Source organism: Aureliella helgolandensis, from assembly GCF_007752135.1.
In the GTDB taxonomy this organism is placed as follows: domain Bacteria; phylum Planctomycetota; class Planctomycetia; order Pirellulales; family Pirellulaceae; genus Aureliella; species Aureliella helgolandensis.
In genome coordinates this window covers 3365726-3391063 of sequence record NZ_CP036298.1, presented here as the reverse complement: position 1 = coordinate 3391063, position 25338 = coordinate 3365726, and the positions used below count along the sequence as shown (strand labels likewise).

Below are 25338 nucleotides of genomic sequence, written 5' to 3'. Positions count from 1 at the left end.
ATGAGTTCTCCATTGATTCCATCGATGCTGCAGATCATCACTACTCAAGCATTGGCAGCCTGTCGGCTCTCAGCCTGGATCCTCATTGTCCTGTATTTCCAAGTATGCACCAGCGGCGTGAGGGCACAAGAGTTAGCTGCGGAGCGATTGTATGGCTGGGATTTTCGCGCGGAGGACGACGCGAATCTCGACCAGTGGCCCGATGGATGGCAACGGCGCCGCGACCGGCAACATCCTGGCTTTATTAAGATCGGTCTGGCACCGCGCAACGCCGCTGAAGACTTGTTGGCCCGCGAGGCTCAGTTCACGCTCGCCCGCATTGATCACGCTTGGCATACCGGCCGCTGGGATGGCAATTACATCCCCGAAGTCATCCCCAAGGCGGTTGCCCAGAAGATGGACCGATACGTCTTCAACAATTGCGTCACAATTCAAATGGATGGCAGCGCGGCTGAGTTGATTTCTCCCAAGTTTCCATTGGAAGCGGAATACGCTTACAGCATGTCGGCAGAAGTCGCCGCCCAAGCCCTGGGGGGACACCGCGCGTACATCGAATTGCAACTGCTGGACGAACAGGAGCAGATCGTTGGAACATTAACCACGCCACCCATTTCAGGCAGTACCGATTGGCAGTTCGTTGAGACGGAGGTCAGCCGCAAGCTAGACCCGGCACTTACCTGGGGACGACTTCATATCAAAGTGGAGCCCAATGAGAACCTGGTGTTCACCGGAGAAGCCTTTTTCGATTCCATCTATGTATACCGTTTACCACGCCTGAGCCTGACCACGCCACTGACACATCATTTGGCTCGGCCAGGAGAAGCGTTTCAGGTGTCGTGCGCTGCCATGGGCATTACCAACCTCGCCTCCAAGGTAGCCTTCGAATTGCGAGACTGGCAAGGAAAACTGGTACGAGAAGAGGCGATTGACCTGCTCGGACTACCGAGCCAGCCAGCTCCCGAAACTAGCAAGCCAGCCGATCCATCCACCAAGTCTCACCTAGTGGCCAAACTGAAAAACGCAATTAATGGCGTGGCTCATTGGGATCTGAAGATCGATGAGCCGGGCCTCTATTCGGTCCAAGTGCGTTTAGGTTCGGGCCGCGGCGAGTTCCGTCAACGCAAAATACTCGTGGGAGTCCTCGATCCTAAACCGCTCCGAGGGGGACCTTTTGGCTGGTCAATTCCTGAATTTGGTGCGACGGTTCAGCCAGAGGATGTGCCCAAACTGGTTGAGCAATTCGGAGCTGGAGTCTTCAAATTTCCAGTTTGGTTCGACTATGCCGACATCCACAGCGCGGACAACCTGGTGTCGATGGTCGAACAATTGCAGAACTTGGGAGTCATTTGCGTAGGGCGTTTCGACCGCCCGCCTCCAACGCAACTCCATGTTTTTGGCGATGGCCCCGAAGCAAACTTCGCCCTATCGGTATTTCGCAACCCGGAGCTGTGGGTCCCACATGTTGAACCGGTTTTGACTCGCATGGGTCTCAAAATGAATTGGTTTCAATTGGGTGCAGATGATGACCTCAGTTTCATGAGTCATCCAGACCTAACGGCAGGTTTGACGGAGATTCGTAGGCACATGCAAGCATACTCACAGGATCTTTCGCTGGCCCTAGCGTGGACGTGGGTGGATCCACTTCCCCAGGACGGCGAACCTGCCTGGAATGCGATCTCCTATCAAGCGACACCTCCCCTATCGGCCGAGGAACTGGCAACTTATGCGCAGTCCGTGCAGCGTAAGAACTCAGTCTGGATCAACATCAATCCCCTATCGCGTTCCGATTACTCGTTGCCCGAACGAGTCAAAGACCTCGTGGAACGGATGATCGTCGTTAAACAAACCAACCTCATGGCAGCCTTTGTAAATGATCCGTTCAACAGCGAAGACGGTTTGTTTGACGAGCAACGCAACCTGACGGAAATGCTGATCCCATGGTACTCCTTGGTAGCTTCCATTGGCGAGGCGGAGTTCATTGGATCGATCAGCATGCCCAACGGCAGCCAGAACTATGCGTTCGACTCCGCAGAAGGCGGCGTCATGATCCTGTGGAACGAGTCCCCGACGTCAGAGGGCCTCTATCTCGGCAAGCAAGTTACCGCCATTGATGTTTGGGGACGTAATGTCGAAGTAGTTGAGGTGCAAACCGAATCAGGAAGACAGGAACAGCGGATTGAAGTGGGGACCATGCCCATCATCGTTCGCGGAGTGAACGCTGATGTGATCCGCTGGCGACAAAGCTTCGAAGTGAAAATCACGAATCTGGCTAGTACCATTGCAATCGAGCAAGCGTTACCCTTCGAGCTTTCCAACACGTTCCCCCAAGCGGTATCAGGCACCTTACGTCTGTACAGTCCAACGCTTCTCCCCAAGGGCAATTTCCAACTACCGATCCAACTCATGGCACAGGCCACTGAAGAGAAAGAGTTTACGATTTCCGTTCGCAGTGATGCTTCGGCTGGTACACATCGCCTTCGTTTCGATTTCGACATCGTTACGGATATCCCACATCAATTCAGTGTCTACCGAGAGATTGCATTGGGAACCGGCGATGTGATATTTAGTTGGAGAGCGATGCGAAACCAAGACTCCTTCATTACGCTAGAATGGGAAGTGCTCAATAACACTCCGGAAGCGGTTAGTTTTGATTGCAAGGTGTTTCCTGCTGGCCTGCCTTACTCTCGTTTTCAAGTAGTCCAGGCCATGCCCGGCACAACCACTCGTAAACTCAACCTCCCGATTCCGCAGGGGAATGAAGGAGAAATATGGATACGCTGTGAGGAAATAGGAACCGGTCGCATTCTTAACTATCGGGTTCAGCCCCCTTGAGTCGAAGGGTAACATGTACAGTTTTCTTTATGAGAGCCCTGTCTTATTGACAGTCTGCGGGCTGACGCTCGTTGTCCTGGCGGCACTGTTCTGGACACAGACTGGTAATCGCCCGACACTTTACGCTGCGGGGCTGTTAGCCGCTCTGACCTTGATTCTGCTGCTAATCAGCCTCCAAGTCGTCACGCCCCGCGAGGAGATCAAGGGGATTCTCGACGAGGTCGCGGCAGCGTTGGAAAGCAATGATCGGGAGAAGGTCTACAGCTACATTCACCCGAATGCTCAGCCGACGGTTCAGCAGGCTCGAACCGAACTGCCGAACTATGAATTCCAGCGAGCACGCGTCACTCGGATCAAGCTAATCTCCGTCAATCCGAGTACGCAGCCCCGCTCTGCCATCGCTGAATTCAATGTTGTGGTAAACCTCAGTACCCAGGGGCAACAAATCAACGTTCCAAGATTTATCAAAGTCTACTTCATGGAAAATAATGGTCGGTGGTTGGTCACCGACTACGAACACCATTCCCCCATGCAAGGATTCCAGGGAAATTGACGTCCACCACGGCTAACGTTCTCGACTGTGGAGATTTTCGCATTCCCTTGCCAATTCGGTTGGCTGAGAATCCCGCGACCCTCCATCATCCGTTCGTGGGAAAAGATCCTCAAGCTTTACAAAGGACAGTAGCCCCAGGATCATAATCCATTCGAACAAAAAGAGATGCATCGCATATTCGATCGATAGATGCAGCCCGATGCCTAGCAGAATGGCATAGCGCCGGGTCGCCGGAATCCACAACAACACCGGCAGCAGCGTCTCCAACAGGAGCACCGACCAGGTCATGGAATGCAAGATTCCAGACGTTTCGAACAGCCAATCGGGCAACCATCCACGCCCGAAAACATCTTCCATTCGTGACACGTAGTAAAGCGCCGTCCCGTCTCTCCACGTCTCACCCTGCCATTTAGACCAAGCAGTCGATAGGTAAATGGCCGTCATTTCGAACTGCACCAGCCGAAGTGCCCACGCTGTAGAAACCCGATCTCTCGACCTGCAACGCCTCGTCCAGCTCTTGGACAGTGACCAAGCGTGGTCCAACGGCATGAAGATCATGAAGAAGATCATGAGACGGAAGACCGTGTCTTCGCCATCGAAGATCAATGGATTCCGGTGCTGAAAGGAAGTCAGCCCCACGAAGATAAACACCGCTTGCAGCCTAGACCAACAGCCCAGCAACAGCAGCACGGCGTTGAAAAACAACAGCCCCAAGCATGCGTAAACGACGCTCGACGTAGCGGGAAGCCAAAATAACACAGACTCCTTGGCATACTCGTTGAACTGTTCAGCCGACTCCGATCGCAGGACTCCCACGTCGGTAAACCACACCTCAGCCTCTCCCGCCAATTGCCCCAGCATGACCAGCAGCAGCGTTGCGTAGCCCACACGCAAAACAGAGCACATACGTGCATCTGTAGCGTCGAAGAGAAATTGATCGAACTTCTTTTGGCTCCATGCAAATAGTCTAATCATGGCGAGTATCGGCGGCTGGTGAGAGGGCGACTGACTGAAATCCAAGCGATCTCCTCTCGCGGGGGAAGCTCACTCTCCAACAGTGGTGGCATCGTCATTTGATCGCGAAACAGGGTGACTGTCCAACCCGCCATGGCTGTCCCTGCTGATTCGGCATCCCTCGCGTTCAACTCATTCGACTCCGGCGTCGCGCTCGAGGAAATCTCCTGCCGGGCAATGTAATCGCAAAAATCATCGACGGCTGCCCGGCCAGCAGACGCAATTCGATTCCCGTAGTTGACATGCCGAAAATGGATAAACTTCTCCCACGAAGAGGCCGTCGCCCAGTAAGTGGAATTCCAGTACTCCTTAGTTCCATCGGGTGCTGTGATCTCGGCAGTCAGCCAAGCGTTGTTTAACACGGGATTGGGGGCAAAGAGCGGCCATTCCCCTTGCCACACACCGCATCGATTACTGATCGGGGACAAGAGGTCTTTCAGCCGCTGGATGCCGGGGACAGACGTTGGCAGGGTTTCGATTGCAATCCAGAGGGCGCACACCCCCACGAACCAACGGACTGCAATGCGTCTTCCGGCGGAGTCAGTAGCTTGCAACAATGCGGTTTCCGAATGAGCCATTGTGCCCCAGAGATCGAATAAAAAAGGTTTCGCGTTTTTCAACTTAACCATCCTGCTCCGTCGTTTCGGCAACGGAACCGAGTCCGATGCCAAGCGACCGAAGGGAATCTGTTCATACTGTTTCGAGGATTGCGTTGCAAGAATACAATGCCAAGATGGACAATGAACCCGCCCCAACGAATCGACAGCACGCCACCGCCTTCCACGAAGCCGGTCACGCCGTAATGGCCATCGCGTTGGGACGCCCCGTCAAAAAGGTGACAATTGCACCTGGAAAGCTGCAATTTGGAGGGACGCGGTTGGGATTATGCGAAATTCAGAAAGGCCGTTTTAAACCGACGGACGACTGGCTAGAAGATGAAGTGGTGATCCTCCTGGCAGGAATGGTTGCCGAATCGCACTTTACGGGGGAGTACTGTCCGAACGGGGCGCGACAGGATCTACTGGGAGTCGGGCGACTTCTCGGTACCAGGGCTCTGTCGGACCGACAATTTGAAAAACTGCAACGCCGCATGCTAGCAAAAACTGAGCATATCCTAGCCGGCGAAGCATTGCAAAAAGCTATTGAGTGGACTGCACAGGAGTTAGTACAAAAGACAACGATTAGCGGTCGCGCTGTGCGGCATTTCTATCATCAAGCCATGCAGCAATTTACTTAAAAAGTCAGAATACATGACAGTTTCCATCGATTTCGCGTTCGATTTGGATTTGGCGGTGCGCCAGATCGCTCAGGATTTAAACATCCCCCTCAAGCAGGTTCAAGCCGCGGTCGAGCTCCTCAATGCGGGCAATACCATCCCATTCATTGCCCGATATCGTAAAGAAGCCACCTTCGGATTAGATGAGATCGGCTTGCGAGCGATTGAGGATGCGCTGGAACGCGCGACTGCATTGGCGGCTCGCAAGTTGACGGTTTTGAAGACGATCGCCGAACAGGGCCTCCTAACCGTTGAGCTGCGCAAGCAGATTGTCGATTGTGAAGAACTTGCTCGGCTGGAGGCAATCTACTTGCCATTCAAACCCAAACGGCGTACACGGGCGACCATCGCGCGAGAGCGAGGACTTCAGCCCTTAGCGGACTTGGTGCTGAGCGTTGCGAAATCGAGCGCGGCCCTGCCAGCCAGCAAACGGGAATTGCTCGAGCGTTTCGTCGACCAGGAGAAGGAGGTTCCCGATGCCCAGTCCGCGCTGCAAGGCGCGCTAGACATCATTGCTGAGCAGTGGTCTGAGAGGCCGCCAGCTCGAATCTGGTTGGCAACTCAAGCTCGCTCTCACGGAGCGATCGTTTCTCAAGTAAAACGAGGCAAGAAGGAAGAAGCGAGCAAGTTCGAATTGTACGCCGATCACCAGGAAGCAGCGAATCGCATTCCCTCCCACCGCCTGCTGGCCATGTTGCGTGGGGAATCCGAAGGAGTGCTACGGGTCGGCTTGCAACTGGACGATGATCAAGTGGTCTCCCAGCTCAAACAAGAGCTGGTAACGAATCGTCAGTCCGAGTTTTACCAAGAACTGAGTGCCACGGTCGAGGATTGCTACCAACGCCTGCTATTGCCTGCCACCGAATCGAGTGTGCTTCAAGCATTGAAGGCCGAGGCCGACGAAGAGGCGATTGCGGTATTCGGAAAGAATCTGCGAGAGTTGTTGATGGCTGCTCCTGCTGGCCCGCGCGTAACAATTGGATTGGATCCCGGATTCCGAACCGGTTGCAAAGTTGCAGTGGTGGATGGGACAGGAAAATTCCTCACCAATACGACGATCTTTCCCACGCCCCCGAAAAGTGACTTGGAAGGTGCCGGTAAGACTCTCCTCGCGCTGATCCAAAAATACAACGTTGAGTTGATCGCTATTGGAAACGGCACAGCCTCGCGAGAAACCGATGCGTTCGTGGGAAACCTCATTAAGTCGCATCAACTCTCGGTCGCTAAAGTCATGGTCAGCGAATCGGGTGCGTCGATCTATTCAGCAAGTGAGCTGGCCGCCAAAGAATTCCCTAATTTAGACATTACGGTGCGCGGTGCCATCAGCATTGCCCGCCGCTTGCAAGACCCGTTGGCTGAATTGGTCAAGACCGATCCCAAATCGATCGGCGTGGGACAGTATCAACACGATGTCAATCAGGCGCTGTTGCGCAAATGCGTCGATAGGGTCGTCGAATCGTGTGTCAACAACGTAGGAGTTGACCTCAACATGGCCAGTGGTCCACTACTGGCCTACGTTGCCGGGATTGGTCCGAAACTAGCTGAGAACATCGTGGAATACCGTAATAACCACGGTAAATTCACCAACCGCAAGCAGTTGACCAAGGTTCCCAAGTTAGGCCCCAAGGCATTTGTACAAGCAGCAGGCTTCTTGCGCATCCGCGATGGTAGTGAACCACTCGACAATTCGGCAGTCCATCCCGAGAGCTACGCGGTGGTTGGCCGAATGGCCAAGAAACTGCAAAGTGATTCCAACGCTTTGGTTGGCAATTCCACACTCAGTCAGAAGCTGCGTCCAGAAGAATTCGTCGACGAACAATTTGGCATACCGACCATCTCTGATATCATCGCGGAACTAGGAAAGCCGGGACGCGATCCGCGCAGCGAGTTTCGTGTCGTTCACTTCGACGAGAGCGTCAATACACTCGAGGACCTCAAGCCAGGAGCCGTCCTGGAGGGGGTCATCACCAATGTCACTCACTTCGGTGCCTTCATCGACATCGGAGTCCACCAAGACGCGTTGATCCACATCTCCCAGTTGTCCAATACCTTTGTCAAAGATCCCAGCGAGGTCGTGGCCGTTGGCGATGTCGTCAAAGTCAAGGTTCTGGAAGTCGACATCCCGCGCAAACGCATCTCGGTAACGCGCAAGTTCTGAGCCCCAACCGGGCTCACAAAAGCGAAGCCCCGACACTCGGCTTTCGCGTGGCTATCAGGCCGCTGGAAATAGAGTCTGGGTGCGTGGCTCAATTGGAAAAGAAGAAACGCGTCAGGTGGTAAAAGACCGGTGCGGCAAAAAAGAGCGTATCAATGCGGTCTAGCACACCGGCATGCCCGAGAACCAGCGAACCGTAGTCATTCACGCCACGATCGCGTTTGATGGCGCTCATGGTCATTCCGCCGTACATGCCCATCACTCCCACGATCATCGACATGCATGCCGCCTCCCAGAAGAGAAACGGGGTTACCCAACAGAGTGCTCCTCCAATCAATCCCGTCGACAGCGTTCCACCGGCAAACCCCTCCCACGTGCGACTCATGCTGACATCCGATGCAATCACCCGCCGTCCTACCAGATGCCCCCAGGTCCACTGCAAGATGTCTGACAGTTGAGACATAAGGATTAGAAAGAACAGTAGGCCTGCCGGATCACCATTCCAGGGCGTTCCATCACTCTTGGTAAGGTTGAGGTTGACCAACGCGGGCGCGTAGCTCAAGGAATAAACACATATCAGCAGGCCGAAAGTAATTTGTGCGGTGCGTTCCAAGAAACGCTTATGATCGCCGGATAAGGCAATTCTGGCCGGCACGAAGAGCGATGCGTAGACCGGCAGCATGATGCTGTACAAGTTGTAGTAATTGAAATTGGTGTTGCCCCAGGTCACACTCGCATGCTCCATCGCAATCAGGATGTACTGAGCCGGAGTAAAGACGATCAACGCCCAAAATAGTGCCCGGTGGTCACCACGCCGGGTTGGGGCCATCGTGATGAACTCGCGAAGTGCCCAAAAAGAAACGAATCCAAATAGGATGACGGTTCCGATCGGCTGGAGCAGCAGCCCGAACGCTAGGATGGCGCACATGAGCCACCATGAATTCAGCCTTTGGCGAAAACGTCGAACCAAAGCAGGATTCACGTATTCGGTCGGTTGACGTCGCAAATACTGCCCAACCAAGGAGGCAATGGCCAGGGTAACAATCACGACGCCCAACAGCATCTTTGTTCGCCAGTTCAACCACTCCTGATGCAGTGCTTTGGCGCGAACGAGCGTTGCCCGAGCAGCGACGGTCTGAGAATCGACTGTCGTCCCTACTGGCAAGGGCCCATTATCTTCAACCTGCTCAGCATCTTCAACCTGCTCAGCGGTGGCTGGCTGACTGGCTGGTTCCGGCTCCACTTGCTCAACGCTGGCTTCGAGACCAACTTCGGGGTCTGCCGGGGGCGCAGCGGCGGCGCTGCCCACATCTTCCACTTGGAGGGAGTTCGAGGACTGTCCTAGCAGCTCGGGAGGCTGCCAGATAAGCAGCCCCCAAAACAGTGAAATAAGGATTACCAGTCGAAATGCCATTAGTGAACACAGCGCGGAAATAGGAAAGGGGGAAAGCAGGCTAGCGTTGCATTGTAGCCATTCGGCCCCAACGGTCACCGGGGCTAGCGGCCTGATGTGTGAAAGGCCCACTATGGCGACTCCCGTTGCCCCGCCCTGGCATCAGTCGTAATCCTCGTATTCCGCCTCATCGTCCAACTCCATTCCGGCCGCAGTCTTGACCGCTGCCTCCTGCGAATCCTCCTCCTCGTACTCATCCTCCTCTTCGCTTGGCTCATCCTCGTACTGCTCGTCCTCAGCGGGCGTGAGTTCTGCGCGAGGCTCGACGGAGCGTTTCGCTGGCGCTGCAGCTGCTGAAATGGCGGACATTTTGGATGCTGGGACCGAGCGCTGCGGCGCATCGGTCGCGGGTGGCTCCTCCGTGGGACGGATTTTATTGCTTCTAGCTGGGGGCTTGATGGCCGTAATGGCATCGGCCTGCCCCGAGGCCCCATCACTGGACTGCATGGCCTCCCATTCCGAGACGGATATCGTCACATCCCGAGCTTGGGAACCTGCGTATTGCCCGACAATCCCATCTTCGGCCATGTAGTCGATCAAGCGGGCGGCACGGCCATAGCCGATTCCCAGGGCTCGTTGCAACAGGGAACAACTACCGCGTCCCTCGCGAACGACCACGTCAACTGCGGCCGAATAGAGTTCATCGCGTTTCTTGAATGCGGTTGGCGCTGCATCCTCGCCACCTTCCTCATCGTTAATCTTGAGGTTGACCAACTCGTTGACAAAATTCTGCTCTCCCGTGCTGCAGTGATCGACAACGGCATTGATCTCCTCATCGCTCAGGTACGTGCCCTGACCACGCAACAGCATGCTCGTTCCAGGCCAAAGGAAAAGCATATCTCCATTGCCCAGCAGCTTATCGGCTCCCATTTCATCCAACACCACGCGGCTATCCGTACGACTGGCAACTTGAAAGGATATCCGGGCGGGCAGGTTACTCTTGATTAAGCCAGTAATGACATCCACCGTCGGCTTTTGCGTGGCGAGGATGAGGTGGATACCTACCGCACGACTCTTCTGTGCAAGCCGAATAATATGCTGCTCGACTTCCTTACCGGCCGTCATCATCAGGTCGGCCATTTCGTCCGCCACAATGACAATGAAGGGCAGGTGATCGGGAATTGCCTCCTCTTCCTCGGCCGATTCTGGCTTCAAGCGATCGAGCAGCTCTTCGCGTCCGAGCTCGTTGTAGCTGGTTAGGTGACGCACCCCGGCCCGCGCCAGAAGTGAGTACCGTTCCTCCATTTTGTCGACCGCCCAAGCCAAGATGGCTTCCGCCTTCTTCATGTCGGTGACGACGGGGTGCATCAAGTGTGGCAAGCGCCCGTAGCCACTGAGCTCAACCATTTTCGGGTCGATCATCAGCATCCGGACTTCATCGGGCTTCTTGGTCATGAGGATCGAAGCGATGATTGCGTTCAAGCAAACAGATTTACCGGTACCGGTTCGACCTGCAATTAGCAAGTGAGGCAAACTCGCTAAGTCGGCGGTCAGCGCGTTACCCGACACATCCTTGCCCAAAAACAATGGAATCTTGGCTTTTTTTCCCTTGGCCCCCTGCTCTTCGATCACTTCACGCAATCGAACCACTTGTCGCGTCTCATTCGGAACTTCAATCCCAACGGTATTCTTGCCTGGAATAGGGGCGACGATCCGTACACTCGGTACGCGAAGTGCAATGGCCAAATCGTCCGACAGACCGGTAATCTTCGAAAGACGCAAGCCAGCTTGCAATTCGATTTCGTACTGCGCGATTACGGGCCCCGTTTCGATTTCCACGACTTTCACGTTCAGCCCGAAGTCTTTGAAGGTAGCTTCGAGAATCTGCGCTTTGCGGCGGACCTCAATCGTTTGGCTCTCAAAATCGATATCGTCACTCTCGGTCAACAGATCGATTCCGGGCAATACATATTCTTCCGCACCAGCCGGCAGTTTGGTGTCATCCAAATGTGCTAGAGAGTCGCTCAGCTCCTGCTTTTCGGCTTTTTTGCTCTTCGATTTCGGCGGCCGAACTCGGGGCCCCTCCGTCGTCGCCGGTAGCGATTCGTGCGGATCATCTGCGCGAGTGTGCAGGAGTTCCCCATCCACCTCGACTTCGCGAAATTCTACCGCGTCGGATTCGATAAACTCTTCGTCGTAGTCTTCCTCAAGCTCATCGTCGACCTCTGCGGCTGTGGTCGTTGATGCAGCATCTCCTGTGATCTCGCTCGCCGGCTCAATCGCAGCGGCTGGCTTCAGCAGCCCACCTGCGATCGCTTTGGCCGTCCCCAGCAAACCTGTCGCTGCAGCAGCAGGAGCTTCCGCGGCCGATACACTCGCTTCGACATCGTCAGCCTGCTGTCCACGAATTCGCACTGGCGGCAGCCCGGACTTCGCGCCCTGTGCGGGCTCGTCAAGTTTCAGCCCCTCTTCCACGTCGCTGCGCGGCCGCCGGCCCGGACGTCCAGGGGCAGGTATCGAGACGCGTTTCTTGGTCGCTGCCGCCGCACTGGAGGCTACGCTCGCACTCCCCATCAACATGTAACTGGCCGCCCGCACCACGACGTAATCGGTACTCAGCAACAAACCAGCCAGCAGCAGGGTCAACGTTAGGATTAGACTTCCCAGAATGGCAAAGTGTTCATTCAACCAAATCGCGGTCAAAGCCCCCAAGTATCCCCCGGGACCAATTACAGGTGCTAACGGGGTAGGGGCACCGACGAGCGTCACGAATGTCGTAACCGCTACGATGACGAACATCCAGCCGAGCTGCCGCGAAGCACGCACATAGTTGTTCTGCACTCGAAACATCCAAACCGTTAGAACCGTGAGCCCGAGCGTTACGACAATCGAGCCAAATCCTAACGTCTGCACCAGGACAGACGCACACAGGGCACCGATCCATCCACAAGCATTGGCAATTTCAGCATTCGGTGGATACACGCTCGCATCGATCGTGACCAGCATGCTAAGGGGTTGGGGAATCGTTCCTATCGAATCCGCCGGATCGTAGCTGATGAGACTCAGCCAAAGAAATACGCAGACCGCCGCCAAGAGAAGCGCTTCGATGTCAAATTCAATGCGGCGCTGTTCAGTCATTGCGGGTTACGAGCCTCCAGAAGGGCATGCGTGAGCTGCCAACTTGTATCTATCACTGGCTGGCAACCGTGGGTGTCAGCCGTGACGTGATATTCCAGATCTTCCGTGACCCGAGGAGCCTAGGCGTCTCGAACTTGACACGCCATTGCTCATCGAAACCTATCGTCATCCCGCCGGTAAAACTTGTCCGCAAACACCGGCCACGCCAGAGTCAACGCAATCGGAAGCGTTGGAAAAATCGCTATTTCTGCTGCGAACGCTACGACTCGCACTTAGGACATGCATTGGTTGGCTGGTCAGGAAGCTGCCACTAGTCCTCGCACCAGCTAGGCTATTGGCCCCATCCCGGGTTTGCAGCTCTCCACAGCGGGACATCGCGGCCGCGAGGAAGAGCCCCCACCATGGCTGCTAGATACACCACCGTAAACCACAGAAGGGAGTGCATTGTTAGAATGCTGGAGACGAGATTGCGTTGCGACTTGTCTGCTGGTAACCAGTAGACCGCTGGAAATGGGATGCTTCCGCTATCCCTCAATCGCACAATTGGGCCAGCTCGCACATGTTGGCGGCCGCAACGGGTTGTGGACAGCTCCAAACGAGGAAGAACAGCGCCTCGCGCGCCCAGCGCCCCGTGGGATGCGATGCTAAGAAGCCGGCCCCCTTGGCTGCCGACAAGGCTGCTTGGGTGCTTCGTAAAACTAGAGAGTTAGCCTGTTGCCGGAGTTCTCCAGCTGACATTTGGCAGGGAGCCCCCAGCGTCAGCAATCGTAAAGCGTCGAGGAGCTGGGAGGAATCTTTAGCCATCTTCTTTGCAATACTACTTAGCTCGGGTCGTTGCTCAGATTGCTGATAAATCGATTGGACCGCTGCCACGGTCAATCCCAAGGCAAGTGTCGAAGTCTGCAGACCGCCCGCGCCACCGCCTGTATTTGCCTGCATCACATTGGCTATCGGCCCGGCTACGATCTCATCGCTTTCGATACGCACTTCCTTCAAATCCACTCGATCGGTACAGCTGGAGGACAACGCCACCAACTTTTCGCCAGGATGAGTTGTCAGTCCATCACGGTCGCTCGGAATCGCGCAGATCATTTGCGTGTTGTCTTCTAGGGTCGCTCCCACGACTAGCAAGCCTGCGGTGCTGGCACTCGTCACCCAAGGACTAAAACCATTGAGGAGGTAGGCACCATCCTGAGTCGGAGTTGCCGTCAACACGGGGCGTGCAACATGCTGACGACTGGTCGTCAAATGACTAATCCCCACCGTCGCAAACAAACTCCCATCGGCCAACTGCGGCAGCAACTGGCGTCGCAACTGTATGTTAGGGCTGGAGATAATCCGACGACACGCTGCATGCCATTGGGTTAGCACAAAGGTGGTGGTGAGGCAACTCTGGCTGAGTGCCAGATAGCCAGTCAGCAGATCTTCCTCGGACCAACCTTCGCCACCGAACTCAGTAGGAACAAACCAGCGGAATACGCCAGCTTCACCACACCACTGCAACTGCTCGGCTGGCCATTGCGCCGATTGATCCAGCGAACCAGCTGCGGACGCCAACCGCTCGCAAAGCTGCTGCACCGGAGAAGGGAGAAGTTGAATCTGCTCTTCGAGCTTACGCATAGTGAAACGCCACGAGTTAGTTACCAAGAGATGCAGGCCACCCACTGCGAAGGACACACGCGACGAAGCGTTACTACCTACTGCACCCAGAAAAGACCGTCACAGTCCAGGTTTGGGAGGTTCCACGGGTTGAGCCGAAGTTCCTTCCCCACGGGTGTTCAGCACTCGTTTGTAGACACTTCCACCAGCAGCGACGTACAAGGTGGACCGAGCCGTCCCACCAAAGGCCATGCCATTGATTGGATCGAGCGAAGGTCTGTTCAGGATCAAGTTGACTCTCCCCAACTGGTCAAGGACTTGAATGCCGAGCGTCGTTGCCACTAAAGCACGGCTCTCCACGTCAACGGCAATCGCTCGAGCACCGCTATCGCGCTCCATGTAGGGCATGTGCAAATACCCGTATCGCTGGCGATGGGACAGGGAGCCATCGGTACCAATCCGAGCGTGGGTCGTGTACTGCTGTTGAGAGGAAAGCAAGTGCATGAATGCATGATCGGTGGTCGGGGCCATGGCCGACACCGGTTCCACAAGCGGCAACGCCTTCTGAACACTCCCCGAGTAGGAACAGAACCAGATCGCTGGCGTGACCGCGTCGGTAAAGTAAACCCCTTCAGGTAGAGCCACTAGCGTTTGGCAGGGGTTGTCGGCCAGCAATACAGACTGCTTGCCGTCCATATCGAATCGCACAATTTGCTTTTGATCCTTGGTGGCGTACAACTTGCCATCTGGGCCAAAGGAAAGAGCTCCCAGCTTGCCGGTTTGATCCGCAAAAATGCGAGTCTTGCCATCTTCGCCAATTCGGTAAATACGCCCCACCGTGGAGTCGCAGAAAAACAGCTCTCCCTCAGCATTGCAGGTGGGAGAAGCCGCTGATTCGTGGCCCGATGTCACTTGTTCCCAGCCCGAATTCGCCACGAGAACATCGATGCGGCGATGCGTGCCCACTTGCTTGGGGACAGTTACGGGATCGGGATAATTGCGCCATAGCCATCTCAGTGCCTGAGGAGTAATGGATGCACTGTGTTTTCCGTTGTGTCCTCCCTCACCCCATGCATGTTCGACATCATAGCCCGCCCACGTCAGAGCGGACAACATTTGCTGGTTAGAGAGCCACCAGTCACCAGCATAGATGTTCAAATCGTGGCTTCCGTCTTGCAGAAACACGCGAATGGGTTTGGGTTCCAGCTTGCGAATCAGCACGGGAAATTCGTTGGCTCCACGCAGGCCAACGTAGGTACCAATCGTGCTATAAACTCGGCGAAACGCGTCGGGACGCTCCCACGCAGCGTTGAAAGCACAAATAGCCCCCGAACTCGCACCCGCCAACATGCGGTCGTTGGGATCGGTGCTCAAGTTGTAGCTTTTGCTTACTGCAGGAATCAGTTCTTCCAGTAAAAACCTCGCATAGCGATCGCCGAGCGAATCGTACTCAAAACTGCGGTTGAATCTGGGTTGGGCGTTTTCACGAGAGGCCGGAACAATTCCCGGCGTTACGAAGATTCCGATCGTGATCGGCATCTCCTGAGAGTGAATCAGGGTGTCACAGATCTGTGGAATTCGCCAATCTTTGGCACGGTTCAAGCCATCTTGCACAATCATGGTGCATGCCGGTTTGGCGGCATCGTACTGCGCCGGAACGTACACCCAATACTGTCGCGTGGTGCCCGGGTAAAGTTCGCTGGTCAAGTCGAACGGTCCCTCGACCTTTCCAGTGGGTACACCCTCTTGTTGTTCGACTTCGGGGGGGACCGGGTAGCTTTCCTCTTGCGCACGGGCCGCTAAGGGAAGCCAACAAATTGCTCCCACCAAGCAGGACAAGAAGTAGCGAGTAGCGGCTTTTCGCCATGGAGAAAACGACGAAATCGAGGGCTTAAATTGCATGTGCAAACCAAGGAGATTCTGAGGGCAGGTGGCAGTCTGCTTAGATTTTACCGCAATGGCTTCGAATTTGCGATTAGGACTAGAAAATCAACAACCGCCTCACCAACGACACGGCCGCCCTCCACGGGGACTTGCCTAGTCCGCGTTAGTCTTAACAGGCCGGTTTACAAAAACAGCAAGAGCCACACCTGCGACTAGCCCCGACAACAGGAACAGAATGAAGGGGCCCGATGAAAACGACCAACTCCAGTTTTCGGTCAACGTGGTACCAAAAATAGCGCCCAACGTGGCCAAGGGAAAGAAGAGGGCGGCCATGGTGTTCAAACGGTGCGCCGCAGCGGTCGTCCGCTGACTGGCCAGGGCTTGCTCTTCCGCACGACGAACCACCGCAATATCCATGGAGTTCTTGGTGTCTTGGTAGAGCAGTTCTGCAGTCCGAGCGATCTCATAGGCCCGGTCTCGCGCGTCGATCAATTGATCACAGTCTGGGGCCGCACGTCGAGCCTCCTGCAAGACGTCCGAAAAATTTCGGACCGCTCGCGACAGGGGCGCCAGGCCCTCCAAGATTGGAACATATTCATCGGCACGCTTCGCCCGCGCCTCCTGGCCATCAAATACCTCGAGGGCTTTCGCATAGTTGCCCAGCAATTGGTCAATAGCGACCTTGCCGGGATCCCCATTGCTCGCGTGCCACTCCGCTTGCCCGTCGCGCCAAAACAACACTCCGCGCCGCGAGTGCTCACCTGGTTCGGGAACCAAGTGAGCCACGATCAATAGCTGCTGCTCATGCTGCATCATTCGTTGCCGTCCAGCGGCATTCCCGACCCGCTTGCGCAGTGCATCGGGCAATTGCCAATTTGGCGGAATGATTAGGGATCTGGGCATTTTACTCACCATCGATGAACACCAGTGCTACCGCAATCCTGCCACCTAATTCCAATCGGGCTTGAGCACTACAGTTGCCAGTGGCGGAAGATTGACGGATAGCGAAGCGGGGCGCCCATGGTATCCGTCTTTCGTAGCCACACATCCAAGTGCGTTCCCGATATTGCTCCCCGAATAGTAGCTGGAATCACTATTGAAGATCTCGCGATAGCGACCCGCTCGGGGTGCTCCAATGCGATAGCCTTCACGGACAACCGGAGTGAAATTGCAAGCCACGATGACGAAGTCGTCAGAGTCCTCCGCTTTTCGCATATAGCTAATCACGCTGTCGCCTGCGTTCATGCAATCAATCCACTCAAACCCTTCTTCGGTAAAATCGACTTGGTGCAGGGCTGGCTCACGAATGACCAAGTGGTTCAAATCGCTCACCATTTTCTTGACCCCCATGTGCGTATCCCACTTCAGCAGGTCCCACTGGATCTCTGAATCGTAATCCCATTCATGCCACTGAGCGAATTCGCTTCCCATGAACAGCAGTTTCTTACCAGGGTGGGTCCACATGTAGGAATACAGCAAACGCAAATTCGCGAACTTCTGCCACAGATCGCCCGACATCTGGCTGATCAGCGACCCCTTGCCGTGCACCACTTCATCGTGCGACAGGGGCAGCGTGAAGTTTTCCGTGAAGGCATAGATCAAGCTGAAAGTCAGCTCGTCGTGGTGGTATTGCCGATGAATTGGCTCATGGCGGAAATACCGCAACGTGTCGTTCATCCACCCCATATTCCACTTGACCGAAAACCCAAGTCCACCGGTGCTGACCGGACGACTCACCCCCGGCCAGGCGGTCGATTCTTCCGCCAATGTCAGAACCCCTGGGTATTGGTCATGCGACTGCTCGTTGAACTCCCGCAACATGTGCAACGCGTCCAGGTTTTCACGCCCACCATACTCGTTGGGAATCCACTCTCCATCGTTGCGACTGTAGTCGAGATAGAGCATGCTAGCGACAGCATCAACGCGCAGTCCATCGATATGATATTTGTCATACAGGAACAAGGCATTGGAAATGAGGAAGTTGCGCACTTCATTCCGACCATAATTGAAGATCATGGTTCCCCAGTCGGGATGCTCTCCCTGCCGTGGATCGGAGTGTTCGTAGAGCGCGCTACCGTCGAAGCGTCGCAGCCCGTGGCCGTCTTTGGGGAAGTGGGCTGGGACCCAATCCAAGATGACACCAATTCCATGCTGGTGGCAATGATCCACGAAGTACATGAAGTCTTCGGCCGTACCATAGCGGCTGGTGATGCCGTAATAACCCACGGTTTGGTAGCCCCACGAGCCGGTAAAGGGGTGTTCACTGATCGGCATGAGTTCGACGTGCGTGAACCCCATATCGGTACAGTAGTCCACCAATTCATGAGCGATCTTGCGGTAGTTCATCCAGCCGTGATGTCCGGCCTCATCCCGCTTCCAGCTCCCCAGATGCAATTCGTAGATATTCATCGCATCCTTCAACGGATCGCGAGAACTTCGTCGATCAAGCCACGCTTCGTCTTGCCACGTGTACTCGTCAAGCGATGTGACGATTGAGGCGGTGCGAGGCGGCAATTCTGCGTAAAAGCCAAATGGATCGGTTTTATCGATCGTGTTACCACCTTCCATCTTTACGCGGAACTTGTATTTTTCGCCCGGTTTGAGATTGGGGACAAACAATTCCCAGACACCCGCCGGAATGTGCTTCCGCATGGGGTGCTGGCTGCCCTCCCAATGATTGAAATCGCCAACGACTTGCACCGACTCTGCATTGGGGGCCCAAACGGCAAAATTCACCCCAGAAACGGTATCCACTTGGCGGGCATGCGCCCCCATTTTGTTATAGATCTGCCAATTTCGTCCCTCGCCAAACAGGAACAAATCGAATTCAGTCAGTAACGGCTCAACTGCGTATGGATCGTGCATTTCTATGATTTCGCCACTCTTGGAGGCCACTCGAAGTCGGTAATTTCTATTGTTGGAAGCATCCATTGGCCGGATCGCTTCATAGAATCCGGAGGGGTGGATGCGCCGCATCGGTCGCACATCCTGGTGCTCATGGTCCACTAGCCACACTTGCTCGCTATCGGGTAGAAAAGCTCGCACCGAAATGGCTTGACGATCCCCATAGGTTACGGGATGAGGCCCCAACAATTGAGCCGGATTATCCAAAGTTCCTTCTACTAAGCGACTTACGCCTTGCAATGAAAGCTGAGTTCGCACATCAATCTCCGTTTGACTAAATGTTATAACCGCGATTGCCCCCGTCCGTTAGCATGTTCGTCACCTCTGCTCGAAGAAGATTTCGAGTCGATGCGAATCCTTCATACTACGGCGGGTTATGTCCCATAAAACACTGGTCGAGGCTGCATCCGCCCCCTCGCCCATTTGATCCATGGTGCAGCCATCTGCCACCAAGGATCTTGATTTTTCGTCACGTTGCGGAGCGTGGAGATCTGCCTCCCACGCTCGGCCTCCCGCGGCGGAACAGCCTCCGCCCCCCTGCCCTGCCCTGCCACCGTCCCCAGGGCAGGCCTGGTCGTATCCGGTTCGTAACACCGCGCTGCCGCCTGTTGCACAGGTAGGGAATTGCGTGCATCTGCTTGGCTCGCGTCTCCTCCGAGCACAACTACTTCCCCGGCGGCTGGTGCGGCCTCTTGAACCGACGGACCCGTTTGCGACTGAGCCTGCACATTGGATTGAATCAGTCGGCAAATAATCGCGTGATACTCCATGGCTCGATCAATGCGTTGCCACAAATCCGCATTGCGGATCGGCTTCTGCACTCCAAATCGCTCCCACGTATAATCCGACTCTCTCCACGTATTCAATCCGTATCTTAGCCCCCGCGACACATAGCGACTGGTCGTAACTAAGGTGACTTGGCTCGGCCCTTCGAGAGCCTCCAAACCACGCACCACCGAAAGGAGTGCCAACCGGTCTCCATTGACTTGGGTCTCACTGTCTGCCACCTCCAAGCGTTCTGGCCCATCCAGCCGCTCCAACACAAAGTGCCATCGCCCCACTCCCAGGCGACGTGGCGTCGCGGAGTCTGCATAGGATGACGGCTGTGCTAAATGCGTATCACAAAACAATAAAAAATGCGGTTGCGCCATTACCATGATGGGACTCCTGTGATTCCTAAGGATGTGACACATCGACCGATGCGTACTCCCTGAGTCCTGACTGCGATTCCAGTTACGTATCTCACACTTCCAACGCCAAACCACGAGTGCCGATCACAGCCTCGAGCTGCTCCTGGCATCAATGAGAACAACACTTGAGCGTCCTACAAACACGGTGTTACATCACAGTCGATTGCAGTGCATTCAAGACTCGTTGTGCTGTGTGCCTCGAGCTTGCAACGTTTGCGAACCTCATCATCGTGAGGTGCTTAGGTGTTAATACGACTTCTGTAAAAGTCTCAGTAAGAACTCGAACCCCATCCATGGACGCTGACCTTTCGCACCTTTAAGCACACACCAGCTGCGGTGTACGAAAGATCCTCCCTCTCAATCGCTGGTGTAGAGTCAGCTATCGAGCATCTCCCGAATACTGCTCCACCGAATTCCATCCTAATAGTTTGCCTACACCTAAAGGCCTACCTAATCTGCAGATATTATCGGTTGCAACAATCGGAGCTAAGGCTGCAGCTCCGGCCGCAACAGAGCTTCCTGCGAGAGGGCGTAGCAAGTGTCCCCAACAATGGTTGCCATTTGTCTCCAGCCGGTGAATTCGCTCCCGTTTCCAACGCCACCTGCATGGACGGGGCAGAGTGAGACTCCCCAGGGTGCCTAGCGTATTCGGTGCTCAAGCACGTATCAGCAGGGTAATGAGGGGCCATACACGCAAATTTCTACAATCACAAGGCTTAGTTGCTTGGCGAGCGAGCACTCTACCAGTCATAATGCGCAGTCATTCATGGGAGCCGGTGCTAACGGCCGTCCACTGCAGGCAGATGCTAGCGCTTGCTCGATTGTCAAATCTACTTTTCGCGGAAGCTCGATACGACGCTATGCATCCCAAGCTCCATTGTGGTCATCTGTTCGCGTGCCTCCGGTACCTCTGCATTGCCATGGGTAGCCTGTGGCTCCCCACATCCTCGCTCTGGAGTCAATCGACAACCAAGCCTTTGCGGAGCGCTCCACCGAATTTTGAAAGTGCTCAATTCGATTCCGTGTTCTATGCGGATCCTGCCAGCATGCTGCGCGGAGAGCTCCCGCAGGCTCAAGCGACTCGTAGCGTGGCCAGTGGCTCTCCCACTTCGGGGAACTCTGCAGCAAACAACGCAACGCCCTCCTCGAACGCCGTCGATCCGCAAGCTTGGGAGCGTCTGATCTCGCCAACGGCCATCGAAGATCTCATCAAGGGTTCAAAGTTGCGACTCGACAAGGTCGTTACTACCCAGCCGGCATTTGTTGCTGGGGGTTACGCAGTGGCTCGAAAGGAATTCTCGCTCCAAGCACTCCTGTTCGCCATCATCGAAAAATACCCGAGTGAAGTGCGCTGGAAGCAGAGTGCGCCAGCGGCGCGCGAGCTGATGGCCCGGGTTGCGGCCAATACCAAGATCGGATCTCAGCAGGTCTACAGTGAAGCCAAGAATCGGATGCTGGATTTGGGAGACTTGTTGAGCGGTACTCAATTGTCTTATACCGCCAAATCCGACGTCGATTGGGCACAGTTAATCGACCGCATCCCCCTGATGCAACTTTTGGAATGGGCCTACCAAGAGCATATCACAACCTACAGCGCCAGCCCCAAAGCGTTTGAACAGGACAAGGAATTGCTACAACGTTATGCCGAGCTAATAGCCGTCCTCGGCAAGGCCTCCTTGCAGGAGGAGATGCCGGATGCAACCGATGCAGATTATCAGGAATTTGCCCAGCAGATGATCGCTGCCGCGCTCGAGATTCAGTTGGCCGTCAAAACGGGGGATGCAGAATTAGCTCGACAAGCCAGCGGGCGTATTGGCAGCTCTTGCACCAACTGCCATGATAGTTTCCGTTAAACCCAAGTTGGAATTGTTCAACATCGACTCAATGAGATGTCGGTTTCCAGCTACTACTGACAATTGGGAGTGTGTAAGAGTGGGTATTCGTTTCCAGTGCCATCACTGCGAACAGGAACTGCACGTCAAAGATTTCCAAGCTGGCAAACGGGGTAAATGTCCGAAATGCCACGGTAAATTCCGTGTTCCACTTCAGGACCACCCGAGTTCTTTACCGCTGGAAGAACCGCGCGCACCCTCATTGCAAACGCAGGCTGCATCCACCTCGCAGCCGGCCCCGACCGGAGCCTCCGTAGAACCGAGTCCCGTTCCCGGTGCTGCGAGCTCTCAGGCCCCCACCGACAACTCCTCGGCACCACAAATCTCCACGGCAGAGGTAGCGCATGAACAACCACCGGTCCCAACGCCTTCTTCCGCCTCAGGGGAAAACTCAACAGCGACTCTAGCCCCCCCAACACCTCCACCTCCCGCCGCCCCTCTAACCCCCAGTGCATTGCAGGAAAACCCAACGGCCAGTTGGTTTATACGCCCTGAATCTGGCGGACAATTTGGCCCCGCCGATCAATCGACGATGCTGCAATGGCTGACCGAGAATCGCATCAGTCCCGGCGCACTGGTATGGCGTGAGGGCTGGCAGGATTGGCAACCTGCCTCCGGCGTATTGGCAGACTACTTTGCAAGTATCCCTGCATTCCAAACATCCACCAATGGCGGTGTCCCAGCCTCGACCTCCTCCGCGCAAAGCGCCCCTCCGCCCAGTTCGCCGGTGGTCGGTGGTAGCGGAGAGATGAAGCAGTTGAAACGGCGAAACAAGAAACGCCAGAACTACAAGATCATGATCATCAGCTTGATCGTCATCGCCGTTGTGTTGGTGACCGCATTAATTACCGTCTTAGTCTTGCAGGGAAGCGGCAGCTAGCAGGCCAGTTTCACGACCGCTCCCACCCGCCACACTACGGGTACTGTAAGAGCACCGCGTAGTGGGACGTCTGGTTGATCGCGCGTGTTCCCGCCCGTAGGGGGCAAGCAGCTGGTTGAACGGACAAGCCAGTCAGGCAAACGCCATCGTCAGGGTTGACGAGTGGGACTTGCTGCCAGCCTGTTATTCTTGAAAGAGTCGTTCGCGCAAAAATGTATAGGCCAGCGACTGCATGTAGGCCCGTTGCTTGTTGTTTGCAGCGCCGCCATGACCTCCTTCGATATTCTCGTAGTAAGAAACGTCATGGCCCTGCGACTCCATGCGTGCCATCATCTTCCGCGCGTGGCCTGGGTGCACCCGATCGTCCCGAGTCGACGTGGTGAAGAGAACCGCCGGATACTCAGTGTCGGCATCGACGTTTTGATAAGGAGAATAGGTCTTAATAAAATCCCATTCCCCGTCGGCATCAGGATTCCCATATTCGGCCATCCAACTGGCTCCGGCCAGCAGCAAATGGTAGCGTTTCATGTCCAGCAACGGAACTTGGCACACAGCTGCCGAAAAAAGCTCGGGGTAGAGCGCAATCATATTTCCCACGAGCAAGCCGCCATTGGACCCACCCTGAATTCCCAGATGCTGGGTCGACGTGATTTTCTGCTGGATTAGATCTTCGGCCACTGCAGCAAAATCTTCGTAGGCTCGCAATCGATTCTTCTTAAGCGCCGCTTGATGCCAACGTGGTCCGTACTCGCCACCTCCACGAATATTGGCGACGACATAGACTCCGCCCTGCGTTGTCCAGGCGCGTCCCACACTCGCGTTGTAGCCTGGAGTCAGTGAGATTTCGAATCCACCGTAACCGTAGAGCAAGGTCGGCTGGCTACCGTTTCGCTCCAAATTCTCTTTCGACACCATAAAATAGGGAACTTGGGTGCCATCGCGACTGGTAGCAAAATGTTGGGATACCTGCAGCCCGGTCGCATCAAATTGAGGAGTGAGTTGCTTGAGTTGCTCTGGCTCTTCACCCAACTCTCCATAGTACAAGGTCGTCGGGGTCAGGTAGTCGCTGGACGTCATCCAATACGCATTCGAGTGGTCGGAATCAACCGCGCTAACGCCCACGGTTCCAATCTGCGGCGCACCGCGTAAAGCGGACTTCTGCCATCCTGCTGCAGTCGGCTTCATCACGTACAGGCGATTCTTCACATCTTCCAAAACGTTTAAGACCAGGAAATCGCGAGTAGCGCTAAAGCTGGCCAGCGAGCTATTGTCGGTCGGCTCAAATAGCACTTCAAACTCCCGCTGCCCAGCCATGAAGTCGTCGAAGGAAGTCAGCAACAGCGAGCCCGGCACGAATTCCTGCCCATTCACCGTCCAAGCATCCCGCAATTCGAGCAGGAGATATTGGTGGTGTACACTCTTGCTGGCGCTGTTCGGCGCGTCGACCTTCGTCAGTTCCCCGGAGTCGCTGCGGAGGTAAAGCTCATTGTTGTAAAAGGCAATCGTGCGACTGACGAAGTCTCGCTCGTAACCTGGGGAGTCGTCGTGGCTGGCCGAGATGTACATGTCGGCATCCGTCCCCTCATAGACTACGCTGGCTGCGTCCAGAGGCGTGCCGCGTTCCCAGCGTTTGACAATGCGTGGATAGCCTGAAGAAGTCATTGAGCCGCTACCGAAATCGGTAAACACAAAGACGGTATCGCGGTCGATCCAGTCCATGCCCCCCTTGGCTTCGGGACGCGAAAATCCGTCGCTGACAAATGACTTCTTGCTTAGATCGAACTCCCTCGTGACCGACGCATCCGCGCCGCCACGGGACAAGTCGATGAGCGCCAAGTCGAGGTCTGGGCGAAGTATTTGTGCCCCATCCCACACCCAATTTTCGTCCTCCTGCTCTGCCAATGCGTCGAGGTCCAGAACCAATTCCCATGCGGGACTGGCCTTGCGGTATTCTGCCAAGGTGGTGCGCCGCCAAATTCCTCGCGTGTGGTCTTTATCCCGCCAAAAGTTGTAGTAGTACTCACCAGCTTTGGAGACAAAGGGAATTCGCTCATCGGAATCCAGAATCGCCAACAAATCGCGATTCAAGTCTGCGAATTCCGGCCGCGCCTCCAAATGTGTCTGCGTTTTCTCGTTTCTGGCTCGCACCCATTCCAGCGATTTTTCGGCGGTTACATCTTCCAGCCAAAGGTAAGGATCTTCTGTCTCAGTCACTTCAGAAACCTTTCGTTCCGTGATTTCGGGCACTTGTGCCCAGACACTCGAATGCAGAACAAGCAGGCAAATACCTAGTAAACAATAGCACCTCATGGCTTGGTCACTCCAAACTTTATTGCAATGAAAAACTAGCACCTAAAAAGGAAAACTCGAACCAGCACTGCGTGGTCCACACATGTTTAATCTTGGCCTAGCCGACGAAGGTCATCAGTTTAACGTACCGGACGCCACTTAGCTTACTGGACGCCACTATGGGCCTGTCCGACGAGCCATCGCCGGTGAAAAAAGCCAGCCCGCCCATACGGGGCACAGCCAGCAGGGGAAATCTATCTGGACTGCTCCAAGAATTCTTCCCTTCGAACTTCCGACAACTCTGACTCCATCCCACGCTCGCCCCAAGATTAGCCTAAC

At 55.2% G+C, this 25338-nt stretch carries 16 protein-coding genes; 6 read left to right on the top strand and 10 right to left on the bottom strand.

Going from position 1 to position 25338, the window contains the following annotated elements; all coding sequences use genetic code 11:
• Window positions 1-2832 (top strand): hypothetical protein, encoded by a 2832-nt coding sequence (locus Q31a_RS12080; RefSeq protein ID WP_145077889.1) that lies wholly within the window; start codon window positions 1-3, stop codon window positions 2830-2832.
• Between the two features lie 13 nt (window positions 2833-2845).
• Window positions 2846-3385, top strand: coding sequence for a hypothetical protein (locus tag Q31a_RS12075; RefSeq protein ID WP_145077887.1), 540 nt, complete (start codon window positions 2846-2848; stop codon window positions 3383-3385).
• 12 nt (window positions 3386-3397) lie between these two features.
• Here the strand turns inward: Q31a_RS12075 and Q31a_RS12070 are convergent, their stop codons facing one another.
• Together Q31a_RS12070 and Q31a_RS12065 are read right to left on the bottom strand one after the other, a co-directional pair.
• A complete protein-coding gene (locus tag Q31a_RS12070; protein WP_145077885.1) occupies window positions 3398-4360 on the bottom strand; it encodes an HTTM domain-containing protein in 963 nt (320 codons plus the stop codon).
• Complete coding sequence (locus Q31a_RS12065) at window positions 4357-4977, bottom strand: hypothetical protein (RefSeq protein ID WP_145077883.1); 621 nt, start codon at window positions 4975-4977, stop codon at window positions 4357-4359. The genes Q31a_RS12070 and Q31a_RS12065 overlap by 4 nt, the downstream gene beginning before the upstream one ends.
• A 134-nt stretch (window positions 4978-5111) precedes the next feature.
• Between Q31a_RS12065 and Q31a_RS12060 the strand changes: the two genes are divergently transcribed.
• The gene (locus Q31a_RS12060; protein ID WP_315851659.1) at window positions 5112-5636 is read left to right on the top strand and encodes an FtsH/Yme1/Tma family ATP-dependent metallopeptidase; all 525 of its coding nucleotides are present in this window, start codon (window positions 5112-5114) and stop codon (window positions 5634-5636) included.
• A gap of 13 nt (window positions 5637-5649) precedes the next feature.
• Window positions 5650-7833, top strand: a complete 2184-nt coding sequence (locus tag Q31a_RS12055; protein ID WP_231691169.1) for a Tex family protein — start codon at window positions 5650-5652, stop codon at window positions 7831-7833.
• An 88-nt stretch (window positions 7834-7921) separates the two neighbouring features.
• Here Q31a_RS12055 and Q31a_RS12050 read toward each other — a convergent pair whose 3' ends face one another.
• The 7 genes from Q31a_RS12050 to Q31a_RS12020 form a co-directional block, all read right to left on the bottom strand.
• On the bottom strand, window positions 7922-9244 hold the full coding sequence (locus tag Q31a_RS12050; RefSeq protein WP_231691168.1) for a phosphatidate cytidylyltransferase: 1323 nt from the start codon (window positions 9242-9244) through the stop codon (window positions 7922-7924).
• A 141-nt stretch (window positions 9245-9385) separates the two neighbouring features.
• A complete protein-coding gene (locus tag Q31a_RS12045) occupies window positions 9386-12361 on the bottom strand; it encodes an FtsK/SpoIIIE family DNA translocase (RefSeq protein ID WP_145077879.1) in 2976 nt (991 codons plus the stop codon).
• 531 nt (window positions 12362-12892) lie between these two features.
• A complete protein-coding gene (locus tag Q31a_RS12040; protein WP_145077877.1) occupies window positions 12893-13981 on the bottom strand; it encodes an acyl-CoA dehydrogenase family protein in 1089 nt (362 codons plus the stop codon).
• A gap of 99 nt (window positions 13982-14080) precedes the next feature.
• Complete coding sequence (locus Q31a_RS12035) at window positions 14081-15862, bottom strand: alpha/beta hydrolase-fold protein (RefSeq protein ID WP_145077874.1); 1782 nt, start codon at window positions 15860-15862, stop codon at window positions 14081-14083.
• Window positions 15863-15997: 135 nt separating this feature from the next.
• Window positions 15998-16747, bottom strand: coding sequence for a magnesium transporter CorA family protein (locus Q31a_RS12030; protein ID WP_145077872.1), 750 nt, complete (start codon window positions 16745-16747; stop codon window positions 15998-16000).
• A gap of 45 nt (window positions 16748-16792) precedes the next feature.
• Window positions 16793-19006 (bottom strand): 1,4-alpha-glucan branching protein GlgB, encoded by a 2214-nt coding sequence (gene glgB, locus Q31a_RS12025; RefSeq protein WP_145077870.1) that lies wholly within the window; start codon window positions 19004-19006, stop codon window positions 16793-16795.
• 116 nt (window positions 19007-19122) lie between these two features.
• Window positions 19123-19905: an RNase H family protein gene (locus tag Q31a_RS12020; protein ID WP_197356769.1), complete on the bottom strand. Its 783-nt coding sequence runs from the start codon at window positions 19903-19905 to the stop codon at window positions 19123-19125.
• Window positions 19906-20798: 893 nt separating this feature from the next.
• Here Q31a_RS12020 and Q31a_RS12015 point away from each other — a divergent pair.
• The gene (locus Q31a_RS12015; RefSeq protein WP_197356768.1) at window positions 20799-21791 is read left to right on the top strand and encodes a cytochrome c; all 993 of its coding nucleotides are present in this window, start codon (window positions 20799-20801) and stop codon (window positions 21789-21791) included.
• Window positions 21792-21870: 79 nt separating this feature from the next.
• Window positions 21871-22710, top strand: a complete 840-nt coding sequence (locus Q31a_RS12010; RefSeq protein WP_197356767.1) for a DUF4339 domain-containing protein — start codon at window positions 21871-21873, stop codon at window positions 22708-22710.
• A 183-nt stretch (window positions 22711-22893) separates the two neighbouring features.
• On the opposite strand, the gene Q31a_RS12005 is transcribed toward Q31a_RS12010, so the two are convergent.
• Window positions 22894-24924, bottom strand: a complete 2031-nt coding sequence (locus Q31a_RS12005) for a prolyl oligopeptidase family serine peptidase (protein ID WP_231691167.1) — start codon at window positions 24922-24924, stop codon at window positions 22894-22896.
• Window positions 24925-25338 lie beyond the last annotated feature (414 nt).